The following is a 16,949-nucleotide window of genomic DNA, read 5'->3' as shown; positions in this document are numbered from 1 at the left end:
CGTCACGTCGCTGCCGCGAGATCACGCTGGCCGTCCCTGTTTTCCTCCCGTACCGATACCCCCCAGATCGAGATCGCCGGCCGGCTTGAAGTGTTTCCGCGGCTCGACTTCTGGGCGTAAAACTGCCATAGCACGGCGCTTGCTGCATCAGGGCTCCGATCGTGAAACTCGACGACGACATCACCGCGGATCGTTCCGGGCAACCTCTGGCCTTCGTTTTCGGCATGGCCCCCTGGCGAACATTCCTGCCGGTGTGGCTGCCTGAGCGACGCATCGTACAACGCGATCGCTCTCGCTTCACCGCTCTTGAATTCCAAACGCGCTGGGCGCCGTTGCTGCGCCGCTCGGAGGGTGCTCAGGTCTATGTTTGGGGCTATAAACACCCACCCTTTCTGCAGCAGTTCTGCGAGAAAAATCACATCCCTCTGATACGGGTTGAAGATGGTTTTCTGCGATCCGTGAATCTCGGCTCCACCAATGTCCCACCGCTGTCGCTCTGCTTCGACAGTCCCGTTCTCTACTACGATTCGACCGGTCGTTCGCAGCTGGAGCACATCCTGGAGAATCACGACTTTGCCCGTGACGCGACGCTCCGCCAGCGGGCTGAACGCGGCTTGCAACGACTACTGGCTACCCGCCTCAGCAAATACAACAATGCCACCGATGTCACGATCGAAGCGGTCTACGGCCCCAAGGATCGCACGCGCGTCCTGGTTCTCGGGCAGGTCGATGACGACATGTCGATTCTAAAAGGATGCGACCGTCCCGTCGGCAACAACGACCTGATCGACGCTGCCGTCAGCGACAATCCCGGTGCGCAGATCATCTTCAAACCGCATCCCGATATCATGCATGGACACCGGCCGAGCAACTTCAGCCGCGAGCGACTGGCGGCCAATGTGCAGGTGCTGGAAACCAACATCACCCTTGCGGACGCCTTTCAAACGGTCGATCGCGTCTATACGGTAACATCGCTTGCGGGCTTCGAAGCGCTCATGCGTGGTATTCCGGTGACCTGTCTCGGCATGCCGTTTTATGCCGGCTGGGGCGCCACCGACGATCGTCAGTCTTGCCCCCGGCGAACCGCCCGACGCGATGTCACCGATATCTTTGCGGCTGCCTACATCCTGTATTCGCGCTACTACGATCCACAGGCCATGCGCGGGATCGAATTCGAAGATGCCGTCGAAACTCTCCACCAGATGCGGCTGCAGGCTGCTTCCTGAGCCGCACACAGCACCCAGGGCGTTTCAGACCTCTTCCTTCTTGCGCACCGGCGTCTTGCGCTTCGGCTCTTCCGGCGCCTCCGGCATATAGGGCTTTTCGCCCCTGGGTGTCGGAACGAGGATGTTCTTCAAAGCAGACAGCCGATCCTTGAGCAATGGCCGGAAACGCGTGGCGCGATAGGGCATGTCCGCGGCACCGTAGCCTTCCGGACCGTCGTCATTGCCGCGGTGAATCTCCTCCAGCTTGACGCCGATGAACTCGCCATCGACGTAGTGCTTGTAGGGACCGACCCAGCGGATCGTATAGATCTGGCCTTTGCGAATTCCCTGGTCAATCGACACATGCTTGAAGGTGTCGTCGATGCAGACAACCTTCTGCCCCACATGAAAATTGATCATTCGGCCTCCCGATCTGCGATGCGACATGATGACAAGTTGCAGCCTATATAGCGCCAAGGCCGCCGATAGGCACGGCAAATGTCAGAGCCTGTGAACAACCACGCCCGGGCATGCCTTCTGCGCGATCTCGCAGAGATGTTCGTGGTGGGTAAGATAGATAACCTGGCCGACCTTCGCCATCTCGCCCATCAGGGAGAAGGCGTTGCGCGCGCGGCCGTCATCGAAGGTTTCCATGATATCGTCTGCCACGAAAGGCAGGCTTTCGCGGGTCGCGGCAATCTCGTGGTAGCCGGCCATGCGCAGGGCCAGATAAAGCTGGAAGCGCGTGCCCTTGGACAGATCCCGGGCCAGTTTCGATCCGCCGCCGGCGGCGTTTGCGATCAGATATTCCTCGCCCCTCTCCGCCTGGGTCGAAAGCCCGTCATATTCACCGCCGCTGATCATGCTGAAGGCTGCCGAGGCCCGCTGCATCATGGCGCTGCGATGGCGCTCGCGGTAAAGCCGTAGCGCCGCCTCGCCTGCGACGATCCCCGTACGAAGCCTGAGATAGGCGACCGCCCTCGCCTCGATCTCGGCTAGCACAGTGCGCCGACGCTCCTCCATATGGGCTGCGGTGTCATCGCCACCGATCCTCAAGAGCAGCTGTTCAGCTTCGCGCCGTTCCGCGTGAAGGTCGCCAACGTCGCGATCCATCTGGTCGAAGGCGGCCTGCCGCTCCACCGTCGCCAGATCGAGCCCCTCCTCGTCCACAGCGCTGAGAACAAGTTCGGCCTCCTCGACACGCGCGACACTCAGCCGCGCGCAAAGATCCGTCTCGGTTTCTGCGATACGCTCCCGCAACCGGTCACGCAATTTGACCGCATCGAGCCGTGCGCCGACTTCGGACAGGGTTTCACATCCGAAATGCGCGAGCATGACGCTCTTCTGCGTCTCCTGCAGCACCCTCTTCTCCAGGAGTGCCTGCCGCTCATGGCGCCGCTCGCCGTTCTCACGTCCAAGCCTTGTCGCGAGGTCTCGGCATCTCGTCGCCTCGCTCACGCGCGCCAGGAGCCGCTCGAAGAGCGAAAGTGCGTCCCCATCGGAGCTGATCTCAAGAGTGCGGCCAATCTCCTCGACGGCTGACGTGAAGCTGCACTGGTCCTTGGCCATGCCGTCGATGCGATGATCGAGATCGGCTCTTTTCTGCGCCAGCTTCTCAATATCCTGGGACAGCGCCAAGGCTGGCAGGATCTCTCCCGGTGACGGTGGATTGTCGCCCGTGGCGAGCCAGGTTCCTGCAAGCGCTTCGCGCCATTGCGCCACCCAGCGCGTCATCGCCAAATCCGCGGCATCAAATGCAACCTGTCGCGAGACAAGAGCGGCCTCCGCCCGTTGCCGGGCGATCGCGGCCTCTCGCCTTGTGGCGAGCTTTTTCTCCACGTCGGAAATCGTCCGCTCGACAATATCCAGCGCGCCGGCCAGATCGTCCGGAAGCGAGAGGTCGCCATCCAGACGTTGCAAGGCTTCGGCAAGCTTCTCCAATCCTGAGGCTTCGTCCTCTTCAGCCTGCCTGAGATCCTGCAGCGCGTTTCGGCGCGTCGTCCGCGTTTCAAGAGCCACGACCCGGGCGGCGAACCATTGTTCCAGTCGGGCCAGACCGGTTTCCCTTGGAAGACCGCATGCTATGGCGATGATTCCAATACGATCGGAAAGCTCCGATGAGGTTGTTACCAGCGCAGCCTTCTGGTTCCTCCAAGCCTCAACACGAGCGGTCCTCTCGGCCAGCGAAAGGGTGAGCACCCTTGCCTGCGCCACGCTGTCTGCTTGGGCAGATCGCAAGGCCACCGCCTCGTCGTCGCGCCGCATAGCGGCCTCGAACCGGGCCGCACTCCTGCCATCAAGCACCGCACTATGCGCCGTCCAGGCCTCGTCGCGTGCGTGCCGCAGGGCAAGAGCCTGATCATCGGCTGCAAACGGGGCAGCGCGATGCAGCTTGTCAAGCCGCGCCCTGTCGCCGGCAAGCGCAGCCTCCTCCTCGCCAATCCTGTCGTCCAGACGCTGCCGCCTTTCCTCCAATGCAAGTCTCTCTGCCGCCAGCATGGCCAGTTCGGCAGCGGTGGGGACGGGCAATCTGGAAAGGGCATCGGCATCGCCGGCAAAGGGAGAAAGTGCGGCAAGCCGCTCCTCCAGCATATCCTGGAGGCCTGCAGCCTGCCGGCGCGCCGCCTGCTGTCGCAGCAGGCAGTCGTTCTGCCGCAAGCGCCTCGCAAGATCGGCAATGGTCCGCAAGCCATTGCCGTCATACTCTTCATCACCGGCACCGGGATAGGTCGCCTCGATCTCGCTTGATGCCTCCTGCGCCACGGACAGTTCCTGCTCGGCCGTCACCAGCCGCTCCTTCAGCGCCGCGTGCTGTTGCGAAAGATCCTGGATGCGTCCGATTACGGCGACCGGGATCAGGAAGGCGCTGGCATCAGCCCCGTCCGCCTGCCCCAACTGCCGCAGCCGTGCTGCCATGTCGGCCTCGACCTTCGCCCGCTCGTCGAGGCGCGAAGGCATGTCGTAAACGGCAGTCCTGAAGCGAGCCTTAAGACCGGAGCGTTCGATATCTTCCAACCTGCCTGCAGCAGCAAGCGCCGCCTGATCTTCGACGATGGCAGCAATCTCGTTTTCCCGCCGCTCGATGTCCGCATCCAGCTGCTGGATGCGCCCGGCAATGTCGGCGTCTTCACGCAAGAGCGTTGGATAAAGTTGATACCACGGTGAAGGTGCCTCCGGCAGATCACCAAAATCAGCCAGCTCCTCCCGCGATCTGCGCAAGCGCCCCAGCAAGGGCAACGCCTCTCGCTGAACCCGTAGTCGATCGAGCCCGACACGCATCTCCGCGCGCGCGGTGAGCGCCGTCTCATGACGCTCGGCGGCACTGTCGCGCGCCTTGCGCAGCGCTGCAAATTCCCGGGCGTTGGTATCCGCGTCGGCCTTCTTTTCCTTCAGAACCTCCAACTCTGCTTTCAATTCGGCAAGACGATGCTTGCTCCCTCGCGGCTTGTAGAAGGTTTCGGCTTCGGCTCTCAACCGGGCAAGCACTACGCTGCTGTCCGGCAAGCCGGAGCTTGCGGAAAAAAGCAGCGCGCCGAGCTCGCCCTCGCTTTTCAGGATCGCCTCACCACCCCGCTCGATGCTGTCATCGTCCAGCGAAAACATCATCTGATAGGCGGCCCGATCAATGCCCGCCAAAGCCGCCGAAAACAGCGTGTCCGGCAAGGGACGATCGTCAGCGTCGATCAACGTATTCTGATTGCGCTTGACCCTGAAGACCTCATGCGTTCGCTCCCCGGTCTCGATCGTGCCGCCCACGCGCATTGTCGGATAGGGATGCAGGAAACCATACCCGCTGCGTGCCTCGATGCCGAAGAGCAGGTCGAGATAGGCCGAAAACAGGGTCGACTTGCCGGCCTCGTTCGGCCCGTAGACGACGTGGAAATCCCGACCAATGCCGAGGCTTTCGCCAAAATCCAGCCGGCGGTCGGTAAACTTGCCGTAGCGGACAAGATCGAGTGCCTTCAGCCGCATCAGCGCGCGCCCTCGCCGTCCGCCCTGCCGGCCTGCAGATAGGCCAGCATATCGTCGCTGCCTTCGCGTGAGACCGTTTCCACCAACCGCCCGAGCGCGGCCTCGTCGCCGGCCATCTGCTCCCGCAACTCCCGTGGCAATTGCGCCAGGAGTTCCTCCACTATCCGCTCTGCCTCCTGCCGGAAGGCGTGGGACCCGAGAACATCCCCATGCACCGTCAGCGCCAGTTCGTGGACGGGATCCGCTGCCGATTGCGTCGCATCGCTTTCAGCATTCCGGCAGGAGACTTCGACAGCCTCTGCCCAGCAGCCTGGAAAGCCTGCGGTGACATTGGATATTTCAGCCTGCAGGAACTCCGGATCGCGGCGAAGGCTCCAGGCAAGCGAGGTCGTACCGGTCAGCACGATCCGAAAAATGAGTTGCTCTGCATATATCTTGTCGCGGGCATCAGCTATTGCCGCACGAACACGCGCCAGCATCGCCTGCCAGTCATCCGCACCCGTCAATTCCACTGAAAGGCGATGAAATGCGGCTTGTCCGATCCGCCGTTCCTCGTGGAAAATCGTCCCATTATCTCCAACGGTCACCAGCGTTACGGATTTGTCGCCGGCTTCGTTGATATCGCGCCCCTGCGGCATGCCGGGCATGACGATAACAGGCTTTTCGCTGTGAACCTGCCGCAGATGCACGTGCCCAAGCGCCCAGTAGTCGAAACCGTGGGCTGCGAGATCGGCGACGCTTGCCGGCGCATAGGGATCGTGCCCCGGCGCACCGGCCAGGCTCGTATGAAGCATGCCGATGTTGATGGCATCGGCCATAGGTCCGGCGAAGGATGACAGCAGGCTTTCAGGCGCATGCGGATTGTCGAAACCAACACCATGGACATAGACCTCCCGGCCGTTATCCAGCGTTTTGGCGCGGACCGATTTTATTCGTCCGGAAAAAAGATGGACATTGGCTGGAAGCGACAACTCGCGCTTGATCGTGGACTGGGAGTCGTGATTGCCGCGAATGATAAAGACCGGGATGCCCGCCTGCTCCAGCCGCCGAAGCTCGGTGGAGAGAAACAGCGCCGTATTCATCGATGTCTGCGAGCCGTCATAGAGATCGCCGGCAATCAGCAGTGCATCGACTGCCTCTGCGATGCAGAGATCGACGATCGACGACAGCGCGGTGCGCGTCGCGCCACGCACAAGCTCGGCGAGCTCGACATTCTTCAAGGCGAGGCTGCGCAGTGGAGAATCGAGATGAAGGTCGGCCGTGTGAACAAAGCGGAAAGGCATCGCCGACCATGGCCTGCCGCGGCGCTGGACGTCAATGGGAGGAGGCCCGCCCGCCCCCCTCGCCCGGCGTTCTCCTGTGGACGGCGGGGGGTGCTGGCATTTCTCAAAAGCGCGTGTTCATGTGCGAAAACGATATCGGTTTTGGAACCGCTGCGCTAAAACGGGAACTGCCATTTGACATGGCCCTTCAGGATCACACGGGACGCCATGAAGTCGCATTTCGAAGTGTCGGAAAAACTGTTCGAGCTCTACCACCGCGTCCACAAGCTCATCAACGAGTCGATGACGGAGGAAGGCGTTTCGCTCGCCCGCAGCAAGTTCCTCTTCTTCCTCAGCAAGCTTGGCCCCTGTCGCTCCACAGATATCGCCGATGCGCTCAGTTTCGCGCCTCGCACGGTCACGGAGGCGATCGACGGGCTGGAACGGGACAAGCTGGTCGAGCGCAAGCCGGATCCGGCCGATCGGCGTGCAAAAATCGTCTCGATAACCCAGACAGGCCGTCAGGTGCTCGAAGCCGCCGAAACACCCCGTAAGCAGGTGCTGGAAGAGATTTTCTCCGCGCTTGACGATCAGCAACTCGATCAGCTGCAGTCTATCGTCAACAGTCTCGTGCGGAAGGCGGATGACATCCGCCTGCGCCGCGAAGACGAAAAAAAACACTGACTTTAGCCAGACCCCAAAACGAAAAAAGGCCGGAGCATCATGCCCGGCCTTTCGCTTCGCAGTCCGAAGGCTTTACCCGAAAACATTCATGTTGACGGGTAGAGCCGTTGCAAAGATCGATTACATCGCGTCCATGGTACCAATGGAGAAGAACAGCGTTTCCCCGGACGAGCCGTCGACGCCGTCATTGTCGGTAACGACATAACCATTGCCGGCGCTATCAACGGCAAAGCCTTCAACCTTGTCGACGACGTAGCCACCCAGCGACTTCAGCTCGGGGATGAGGTCGCTGACCTCTTCCTTCTTGACGACCGGCAGTTCGCCGCCGAGCTTGGCAGGCTTCAGGTCGGCGAGGGCAACGCTGTAGATCTTCTTCAGCTTTGCAGCATTGCCGATCAGGTTATCGCGCTCGATGATGTAGGCTCGGTCGCCGTGAACGGTGATCTCCGAGAGACCGACCCAGCCTTCAGCCGTCGCTTCGAGCGGATAGCGCACGGCGCCCCACTCTTCGCTTGCCGGTTTGTAGGAAACGAGCTTCACGAAGCCCTTCTCGTCATCCTTCCATTCGCGCTGAACAGCCATCCAGAGTGTCTGGTCGTCGCCTTCGCCAACGCTGGTGATACCTTCGAAGCCGTAGCGGATTTCGTTTGCGCGCAGTTCTTCCGGAATGGCGACTTCCTTCTTGATCTTGCCCTTGGCATCGACCTGCAGCAGCGCGTGGGCATAGAGCTTGTCGCTGTTGCCTTCCGAAGCGAGCCAGAAGCCCTCACCATCGGCAACGATGCCTTCGATATCGAGCTTCTGAGCCGGAGCGCCATCGCGGGTGATGGTGAGCGCGTCGGTGATCACCGCCGGCTTCTGGGTTGCGTCGATCTTGAAGATGCGCGGCTGCGACGAGTAAACCGAGTCGCTGACAGCAAGGAGCTTGCCGGGTTCATCCTTGATCGCAGCGAGACCGGAGAGTGCGCCGAAGCCAATCGGAACACCATCCTTCTCGGCGGAGACGATCTGCGGATAAGCGGCAGTGCCTTCAGCACGTTCGTAGATCATGACATGCGAGCGGGCGCCGCCATCTTCGACGAGATCGACTTCGTTGGCGGTTGCCAGCAGGTTGCGGCCAGGGATGGCGACAGCGCCTTCCGGCGAAACGCCCGATGGCAGGATCTGCAGGAGTTCCGGCTCGGCACCGGTATCCTTGTAGACGCCGACGACGGACGCACGTTCAGCCAGGACGAAGAACAGCTTGTCTTCCCCGAAGGTCGCAGCTTCGAGACCTTCCGGCTCGATGCCCTTGGAATTACGCTTGTCCGGATAGTGGCCAAGCTTGGCGACCGCATGCTCGAAGCTGGAACCCGATTCGAACAGAACCTTGCCGGCCTTGTCGAAGATTGTGAAACCGCGCGAGCCGCCTTCGTAGTCGCCTTCGTTGGCGATGACAATGCGGTCGTCATCGAGCCACTTGACGGCATCGGGTTCGCGCTTGACGCCGGCAACATCATCGGTGAACGACAGCGCGCCGTCCTTCTGGGTGTCTATGCCCGTCAGGTCGGCGGTGCCGGCGGAGAAGTGTCCGGTCACCGTTGCCGTGTTGCCGTCGATGATGACGATGTGGTTGTTTTCCTGAAGCGTCAGGGCGATCTCGTTCTTGCTATTGAAGGCAACGAATTCCGGCTCCGGGTCATCGCCTGCAACTTCGGCAAGGCCGGTCAGGGTGACATGCTTCAGCGTGCCGCAATCAGGCAGGCCATCCTTCAGCGAAACGATGACAAGGTCACCGGCCGGCATCTGCGGGATCTGGCCGTCATTGACGTCTTCATCACGCTCGTTCTCGATGGCGATGGCGGCAAGTGTCTTGTCCTTGCTGATCGCAACGGAATCCGGCTGCCCGCCGAGATCGCACTTCACATCGATATTCTTGCTGGCGAGGTCGACTGCGGCGAGGAAGCCCGACGGCTTGGTGAAGCTCTCTCGGGTGTTGACGGCAGCCAGAACCTTGCCCCCGACAGCTGCGACCGAGGTGGGCTCGCCTTCGAACGAAACGATTCCGCCGGCCTTAGGAGCCTTGGCGTCAGTGATGTCGATGAAGCCGATCGCCTTCAGGGGGCTGTCGGAATAAACGAGCGTGTTGCCATCTTCGCTGGCTGTAATGATTTCGGAAGACGTCGGCGTCTTCCTGTCGGTTTCGGCCGGCAGACTGTCAGCAACAGCAAAGGAAGCAACACGGTTGAATACGGGCTCGGCGACAGCAATCGCCGATGTCGATGCGGCGAGCACGGCGGCAAGCGCTGCGGTGATAGAAAGTGTCTTCATTGGAATCCCTCTCCGGTTCTCGAACACGGCAGGGTTTTGCGATTTCACTGTAACAGGGGCATGACAGCGCAAACAAAAAAGAGGCCCGGGAAACCCGGACCTCCAATCAACCTGCTATCGAACCGTCGGCACGAGACCGCGGCGCTGCAGATGAAACATGAAGCTTAGTTCACGGCGTCCTTCAGACCCTTGCCGGCAGAGAACTTCGGCACATTGCGTGCCGGAATGTCCACTTCTGCGCCGGTCGACGGGTTGCGACCCTTGGATGCTTCGCGGCGGCTAACCGAAAAGTTGCCGAAGCCGACGAGGCGAATGTCGCCACCGTTCTTCAGTTCTGCCTGGATAACGTCGAAGAGTGCATCCACTGCAGAGGACGCGTCCGTCTTCGAAAGTCCGGCCTTCTCAGCAACGGCCGACACGAGCTCATTCTTGTTCATGTTTCCACCCCTTTCATACTGGTTCGAAACGACTCAATTTCAAGCCGGGAGAGCTTGATCGCTGCCCCGCCTTGGCAATCCCAATCGCCCCGAACGCCTAGGAATGCAAGGCTTTGCGAGCAGTTTTACAAAAAAAGACCGGCAAAAATGCCGGTCTTCCACGTTTTATCGATTTTGAGGGGTTCCGGCCCCCGAAAGAAGGCCGGAAAAAGGCACTTAATGGGCCACCGTCAAGCCCGCTTCGTCGACCGAATCTGGCCTCGCGATCGGCTGTGCCTGCTTGGCCGGATCCCATTCGATGGCCACCGGCATGCGCAGAAGTGCATGCTGGAGAACCTCCCCGACCAGCGAGACCGGAATGATCTCCATGTTGTTCTTCACGTTGTCCGGGATGTCCGCCAGGTCCTTGGCGTTTTCTTCCGGGATCAGCACCTTCTTGATGCCGCCGCGAAGAGCCGCAAGCAGCTTCTCCTTCAGGCCACCGATCGGCAGCACGCGACCACGAAGCGTGATCTCGCCGGTCATCGCCACGTCCTTGTTGACCGGAATGCCGGTCATGATCGAGACGATGGCTGTCGCCATGGCAACACCGGCAGACGGACCATCCTTCGGTGTCGCACCTTCCGGCACGTGCACGTGGATGTCGCTGGTGTCGAAGCGCGGGGGCTCGATGCCGAAGTCGATCGCACGCGAGCGGACATAGGAGGCCGCCGCCGAAATCGATTCCTTCATCACGTCCTTCAGGTTGCCCGTGACGGTCATGCGGCCCTTGCCGGGCATCATGACGCCTTCGATCGTCAGCAGCTCGCCGCCGACTTCCGTCCAGGCAAGACCGGTGACCACGCCGACCTGGTCGGTGCGCTCGGCCTCGCCGTGGCGATAGCGCGGAACACCGAGGTAGTCATTGATGTTTTCCGCAGTGACTTCGACCTTCTTGGTCTTGCCCTTGAGGATCTCGGTCACGGCCTTGCGGGCGAGCTTCATCAGTTCGCGTTCGAAGCTGCGAACACCGGCTTCCCGTGTGTAGGTCTGGATCACCGCGGTCAAAGCACCGTCGGTGACCGAGAACTCCTTGGGCTGCAGGGCGTGATCGGCGATCGCCTTCGGCAGCAGATGCCGCTTTGCGATTTCCAGCTTTTCCTCTTCGGTATAGCCGGCGATGCGGATCACTTCCATGCGGTCCATCAGGGGCGCTGGAATGTTCAGCGTGTTGGCCGTGGTGATGAACATCACGTTGGACAGGTCGTATTCGACTTCAAGATAGTGGTCCATGAACGTCGAGTTCTGTTCCGGATCCAGCACCTCCAAGAGAGCCGATGACGGATCGCCGCGGAAGTCCTGGCCCATCTTGTCGATTTCATCGAGCAGGAAGAGCGGGTTGGACTTCTTCGCCTTCTTCATCGACTGGATGACCTTGCCGGGCATCGAGCCGATATAGGTGCGGCGGTGACCGCGGATTTCAGCTTCGTCACGAACCCCACCGAGCGCCATGCGCACGTACTCGCGGCCGGTCGCCTTGGCGATCGACTTGGCGAGCGAGGTCTTGCCGACGCCCGGAGGACCGACGAGGCACAGGATCGGGCCCTTGATCTTCTGCGAACGGGCCTGGACCGCGAGATACTCGACGATGCGCTCCTTGACCTTGTCCAGACCGAAGTGATCGATTTCCAGCACCTTCTCGGCGTTGTTGAGATCGGTCTTGATCTTGGACTTCTTGTTCCACGGAATGCCGAGCAGCCAATCCAGATAATTGCGCACGACAGTGGCTTCCGCCGACATCGGGCTCATCTGGCGCAGCTTCTTCATTTCGGCTTCCGCCTTTTCGCGGGCCTCCTTGGAGAGCTTGGTCTTGGAGATGCGCTCTTCCAGCTCGGCCATCTCGTCGCGGCCTTCCTCGCCGTCGCCAAGCTCCTTCTGGATCGCCTTCATCTGTTCGTTCAAGTAGTACTCGCGCTGGGTCTTCTCCATCTGGCGCTTGACGCGCGAGCGGATACGCTTTTCGACCTGCAGAACCGAAATCTCGCCTTCCATGAAGCCGAGAGCCTTTTCAAGGCGCAGCTTCACGCTCGTCGTCTCAAGCATTTCCTGCTTCTCGACGATCTTGATGGAGAGATGCGAGGCGACGGTATCAGCGAGCTTCGAGTAGTCCTCGATCTGGCTGGCGGCACCGACCACTTCGGGCGAGATCTTCTTGTTGAGCTTCACATAGCTTTCAAACTCGGAAACGACCGAGCGGCTGAGCGCTTCGATTTCAACCGGATCTTCCTCAGGCTCGTCAAGCGCATGCGCCATGGCCTCATAGAAATCCTCGCGGGCGGTATAACCGTCGATCTCGGCGCGCGAGCGGCCTTCGACCAGCACCTTGACGGTGCCATCGGGCAGCTTCAGCAATTGCAGCACGTTTGCGATGGTGCCGATCTGGTAGATCGCCGAAGGTTCGGGATCGTCGTCGCTCGCATTGATCTGGGTGGCAAGCATGATCTGCTTGTCGGTGCCCATGACCTCTTCAAGCGCGCGGATCGACTTTTCGCGACCGACAAAGAGCGGCACGATCATGTGCGGGAACACCACGATGTCGCGCAGCGGCAACACCGGATAGGTCGCGCTCTCAGTTGTCGGAGACGTTTTATTCGCCATGTCAGTTCCTTTCCGTCCCGTTTCCGGGCTCGTTACCCGGAGCGTTCAAGGTCGCTCCGCGTCAACATTTTTTCCACATGACAAGTGGAGAGTATGAAGCTCGTTTTCAACCCTTGCCGCAGTGCGGCGCGGGTGGCCGAACCTTGAAGCACATTAAATGGCACCGGCCTGTCGCGGACCTTGCCGCAGCTTCGAACACAAGAGAACAACACCGGACGCGCCGTCACAGAATCGTATGATAATCGCGTTGTTGAGGTCGTTTAGCAATCAGAGAAAGAAGCGGAGTTTGCTTCTGACGCAAAACTTACACAAAAAACCCGGCATGAAAAAGGCCCGCGCAAGCGGGCCTTTGATCATGCGACAGCGAAACGGATCAGGCCGAGACGTTGGCCTTCTCTTCCGAGCGCTCCGAGTAGATGTAGAGCGGACGTGCAGACCCTTTGACGACCTCGTCGGAGATGACGACCTCGCGTACGCCTTCCAGCGTCGGCAATTCGAACATCGTGTCGAGCAGGATCTTTTCCATGATCGAACGCAGACCACGTGCACCGGTCTTGCGGATGATGGCGCGCTTGGCGATCTCGCGCAGCGCGTCCTCGTGGAAGGTGAGTTCTACGTCTTCCATCTCGAACAGGCGCTGATACTGCTTGATCAGCGCGTTCTTCGGTTCCGACAGAATTTGGATCAACGCTTCCTCATCGAGATCCTCCAGCGTCGCCAAAACCGGCAAACGGCCGATGAATTCCGGAATGAGGCCGAACTTCACCAGATCCTCCGGCTCCAGTTCGCGCAGGACTTCACCGACGCGGCGATCTTCAGGCGACTTCACCGAAGCACCGAAGCCGATCGAGGTCTTTTCGCCACGAGCGGAGATGATCTTGTCGAGGCCGGCAAAGGCGCCGCCGCAGATGAACAGGATGTTCGTCGTGTCGACCTGCAGGAATTCCTGCTGCGGATGCTTGCGACCGCCCTGCGGCGGAACCGAAGCGACCGTACCTTCCATTATCTTGAGCAGAGCCTGCTGAACGCCCTCGCCCGAAACGTCACGGGTGATCGAGGGATTGTCCGACTTGCGCGAGATCTTGTCGACTTCGTCGATGTAGACGATGCCGCGCTGGGCGCGCTCGACGTTGTAGTCGGCTGCCTGCAGAAGCTTCAGGATGATGTTTTCGACGTCTTCACCGACATAGCCGGCTTCCGTCAGCGTCGTCGCATCAGCCATCGTGAACGGCACGTCGATGATGCGGGCGAGCGTCTGGGCAAGATAGGTCTTGCCGCAGCCGGTCGGGCCGACCAGCATGATGTTCGACTTGGCGAGTTCCACGTCAGAGCCCTTGGCCGCATGGGCCAGGCGCTTGTAATGGTTGTGCACCGCGACCGAGAGAATGCGCTTGGCCTGCTGCTGGCCAATGACGTATTCGTCGAGAACCTTGATGATCTCCTGGGGCGTCGGAACGCCATCGCGGGACTTGACCATCGAGGTCTTGTTCTCTTCGCGGATGATATCCATGCACAATTCGACGCATTCATCGCAGATGAATACGGTCGGTCCGGCAATCAGCTTGCGGACTTCGTGCTGGCTCTTGCCGCAGAACGAACAATAGAGGGTATTCTTAGAGTCACCGCCGTTGCTACCGCTGACCTTGCTCATATCACTTTCCTTCCAGCACGCCGGACACCTCGCGCAAGGCACCACGGACCAGTCCAACCGCCCTGAGCCTTCGGCACGCGAATACCGGGTCTCAGAACTTATCGGGAGTACGAACCGGCTTCAAACAACCATGCTTGACGTCCGGGGGCAACGAATCTCCCACCAATAACCGAATGCTAGGACTTCAAAACTCAACATAGCATTAACGGTCGATATTAACGGCTTTGGGCTGCGGATAAAGCCCCGTGACGGTTACAAATGTGTCACAAAAGCCTCTATCCGCACACAAAAGCTTGAAATCAACCCTGCGCAGCGGCCTCTGAGGCTTCGCGGGAGGTGATTACCTTGTCGACAACACCCCAAGTTTGGGCTTCGTCGGCAGTCATGAAATGGTCACGATCGAGCGTCTGTTCAACCTCTTCGTAGGTCCGGCCGGTATGCTTGACATAAACCTCGTTCAGGCGACGCTTCATCTTGATGATGTCGCGGGCGTGACGCTCGATGTCCGAAGCCTGGCCCTGGAAACCGCCCGACGGCTGGTGAACCATGATGCGGGCGTTCGGGGTCGCAAAGCGCATATCGGCATGGCCGGCAGCCAGCAACAGCGAACCCATGGAAGCCGCCTGACCGATGCAAAGCGTCGAAACGGCTGGCTTGATGAACTGCATCGTGTCGTAGATCGCCATGCCGGCGGTGACGACACCACCCGGCGAGTTGATGTAGAGCGCGATTTCCTTCTTCGGGTTTTCAGCTTCGAGGAAAAGCAGCTGTGCGCAGACCAGCGTCGCCATGTGATCTTCCACCGGACCGGTCAGGAAGATGATCCGCTCTTTCAGAAGACGGGAATAGATATCGTAGGAACGTTCGCCCCGATTGGTCTGTTCAACGACCATAGGAACGAGGGCCATGGCGGTATCAACGGGATTTCTCATATCAAACCTTTGTCTGTCTGGCCCGCAAAGCCTTTGCGCGCCGGGAATCATCGAAAATATCTCGTTCCATACATAGAGTGTCCCTACACCCCACTTCAAGTCGCCAAGTGGCTATAACGTTAATAGCCGATAGACTTGCCTGAACCGATCATACATCGATACCCATCCCCTGCATCTAGCGAGATTCCGCCAGGAGTAAACGCAGCATGACAGCTTGATCGGCTCGCCCCCAGCCATTGCTCCTGCGATCATCAACAAAGTGTAAAATTCCGTACCTTGTGCTCTCAATCTGCGTCAAAGCTGGGATTCTATGGGCAAAATGCGAATGACGCTTGCTATCAGGCGTCGCAGGAAGCCGGCCTCCGGCTCGCGTTTCAGCCTTCGCGGCTCACCATCCTCGCGGTCGTACCATTCAATCCGGCTGCCGGAAAGCTGGAGGCGGAAACTGTTGATGTCGCGCGTCTCCTCGGCGAAAAGCGCATTCACGCCTTCGACCAAAGCGGGATGCGTGAACAGCATGCCCATTTCGGTATTGAGCGAGGCCGAGCGCGGATCGAAGTTCATCGAGCCGACAAAGCCTGTTTCGCCATCGACCGTAAATGCCTTGGTATGCAGGCTCGCACCGCGCGAACCAAATAACGACATGCGCTTTCGCTCCCCCGGCGCATGGATGGCCTTCAATTCAAACAGCGTAACGCCGCTGCGCAGGAGCGGCTTGCGGTATGGCGCGTAAGCCCCGTGAACGGCCGCCACATCCGTCGCGGCAAGTGAGTTGGTCAGCACGGAAACCGTAACATTGCGGGATGCCAGTTCGGCGATCCGGGCTGTGCCTTGCTGTCCGGGAATGAAATAAGGCGAGATGATCCTGATATCGTGCTTGGCGGCCGTCAGTACCGGCAGCAATTCACGCATGATCCAGTTCTGCCGTTTCTGGAGGTGAGCTTTTTCCGGTGGATCGCAGACGAGCCTGACGCCTGTCGTCCAGCTAATCTCGTGTTCTCCGGCGTAAAGGCCGCCCGCCGCCATGTCGCGCTCCACCTCATCGAGGTAATGTTTCGCCGCTGGCGTGACCGATCGCGTTTCCAGATTGTAGCGAAGCTGGGGCAGATAGTGGCGTCGGGGCGTGCGCAAGGCCCCGATCGGCAAGACCACGGGGCTGTTCCAGTATTGGTCGAACATCGCTGCTGCCTCGTCGACCACCGGCCCCAGCATCCACACGTCGAGATCGCGGAAGTTCGCCTGCTCATCGGCATCGAAATAAGCGTCTCCTATGTTTCGTCCACCGGTAATCGCAACATGACCGTCGGCAATCCAGGCCTTGTTATGCATCCGCCGCGTTGCACTCAGCGGCCGCAGCATCATTTCCAACCCGCGCCTCAGCCGGTCTGTACGCGCCCGGCTCGGATTGAAAAGCCGGACCTCGATATTCTCATGGGCATCCAGCGAAAGACACATCCTGTCGTGCAGGCCGGCATTGATATCGTCGAGCAGCAGCCGGACCCGTACGCCACGATCGGCCGCCGCGATGATCTCGCGGGTCAGGAGTTTCCCGGTCAAGTCGTTCTTCCAGTAGTAATATTGCAGATCGAGGCTGCGTCCCGCGCGGCGCGCAGAGACGACACGGGCAGCAAAGGCATCGATATTGTCGGCAATCAGCGTGATGCCGTTTTGTCCCCGATGTTCGTCAAGCAGGGAGACCGCCAGCCGGTCGATCTCCGTTTCGTCACGTCCCGGCGGCAACGCATGCGCCGGGCCGCCCTGGAGATGACGGCCAAAACGTCCGTACACATAGGCAACACCGAGCCCCAGCAGGACCGCAAGAAGCGCAGCGAACAGAATGAGGGAATGCATTGTCCCGA

The 16,949-nt window shown here is 60.0% G+C and carries 11 protein-coding genes; 2 read left to right on the top strand and 9 right to left on the bottom strand.

Annotated elements, in window-relative coordinates; genetic code table 11:
* Positions 1 to 161: 161 nt before the first annotated feature.
* Entirely contained in the window at positions 162 to 1,226 is a 1,065-nt protein-coding gene (locus QO002_RS10020) for a capsular polysaccharide export protein, LipB/KpsS family (RefSeq protein WP_307229163.1), read from the top strand.
* 24 nt (positions 1,227 to 1,250) lie between these two features.
* Here the strand turns inward: QO002_RS10020 and QO002_RS10015 are convergent, their stop codons facing one another.
* From QO002_RS10015 to QO002_RS10005, 3 genes are all read right to left on the bottom strand, one after another.
* The gene (locus tag QO002_RS10015) at positions 1,251 to 1,625 is read right to left on the bottom strand and encodes a CAP-Gly domain-containing protein (protein WP_307229161.1); all 375 of its coding nucleotides are present in this window, start codon (positions 1,623 to 1,625) and stop codon (positions 1,251 to 1,253) included.
* Between the two features lie 81 nt (positions 1,626 to 1,706).
* Positions 1,707 to 5,177, bottom strand: a complete 3,471-nt coding sequence (locus tag QO002_RS10010; RefSeq protein ID WP_307229159.1) for an ATP-binding protein — start codon at positions 5,175 to 5,177, stop codon at positions 1,707 to 1,709.
* Positions 5,177 to 6,460 carry a metallophosphoesterase family protein gene (locus tag QO002_RS10005; RefSeq protein WP_307229157.1) on the bottom strand — a complete coding sequence of 428 codons (1,284 nt, stop codon included), beginning with the start codon at positions 6,458 to 6,460 and terminating at the stop codon, positions 5,177 to 5,179. The genes QO002_RS10010 and QO002_RS10005 overlap by 1 nt, the downstream gene beginning before the upstream one ends.
* Before the next feature lie 207 nt (positions 6,461 to 6,667).
* Here QO002_RS10005 and QO002_RS10000 point away from each other — a divergent pair, with 207 nt between their 5' ends.
* The gene (locus QO002_RS10000) at positions 6,668 to 7,123 is read left to right on the top strand and encodes a MarR family winged helix-turn-helix transcriptional regulator (RefSeq protein ID WP_307229155.1); all 456 of its coding nucleotides are present in this window, start codon (positions 6,668 to 6,670) and stop codon (positions 7,121 to 7,123) included.
* Between the two features lie 120 nt (positions 7,124 to 7,243).
* On the opposite strand, the gene QO002_RS09995 is transcribed toward QO002_RS10000, so the two are convergent.
* The 6 genes from QO002_RS09995 to QO002_RS09970 all read right to left on the bottom strand — a co-directional run bounded on the left by QO002_RS09995 (position 7,244) and on the right by QO002_RS09970 (position 16,941).
* Positions 7,244 to 9,433, bottom strand: a complete 2,190-nt coding sequence (locus tag QO002_RS09995) for an esterase-like activity of phytase family protein (protein WP_307229152.1) — start codon at positions 9,431 to 9,433, stop codon at positions 7,244 to 7,246.
* 164 nt (positions 9,434 to 9,597) lie between these two features.
* Positions 9,598 to 9,870 carry a non-specific DNA-binding protein Hbs gene (gene hbs, locus QO002_RS09990; protein WP_307229150.1) on the bottom strand — a complete coding sequence of 91 codons (273 nt, stop codon included), beginning with the start codon at positions 9,868 to 9,870 and terminating at the stop codon, positions 9,598 to 9,600.
* 216 nt (positions 9,871 to 10,086) lie between these two features.
* Positions 10,087 to 12,507, bottom strand: coding sequence for an endopeptidase La (gene lon, locus QO002_RS09985; RefSeq protein ID WP_307229148.1), 2,421 nt, complete (start codon positions 12,505 to 12,507; stop codon positions 10,087 to 10,089).
* A 373-nt stretch (positions 12,508 to 12,880) separates the two neighbouring features.
* Positions 12,881 to 14,158: an ATP-dependent Clp protease ATP-binding subunit ClpX gene (gene clpX / locus QO002_RS09980; RefSeq protein ID WP_307229146.1), complete on the bottom strand. Its 1,278-nt coding sequence runs from the start codon at positions 14,156 to 14,158 to the stop codon at positions 12,881 to 12,883.
* Between the two features lie 299 nt (positions 14,159 to 14,457).
* Positions 14,458 to 15,090: an ATP-dependent Clp protease proteolytic subunit gene (locus tag QO002_RS09975; protein ID WP_307229144.1), complete on the bottom strand. Its 633-nt coding sequence runs from the start codon at positions 15,088 to 15,090 to the stop codon at positions 14,458 to 14,460.
* 294 nt (positions 15,091 to 15,384) lie between these two features.
* Positions 15,385 to 16,941, bottom strand: a complete 1,557-nt coding sequence (locus tag QO002_RS09970) for a phospholipase D family protein (RefSeq protein WP_307229142.1) — start codon at positions 16,939 to 16,941, stop codon at positions 15,385 to 15,387.
* Between the last annotated feature and the right edge of the window lie 8 nt (positions 16,942 to 16,949).

The sequence above is a fragment of the Pararhizobium capsulatum DSM 1112 genome (genome assembly GCF_030814475.1).
Classification (GTDB): Bacteria; Pseudomonadota; Alphaproteobacteria; order Rhizobiales; family Rhizobiaceae; genus Pararhizobium; species Pararhizobium capsulatum.
This window is presented reverse-complemented; position numbering and strand designations above follow the sequence as displayed.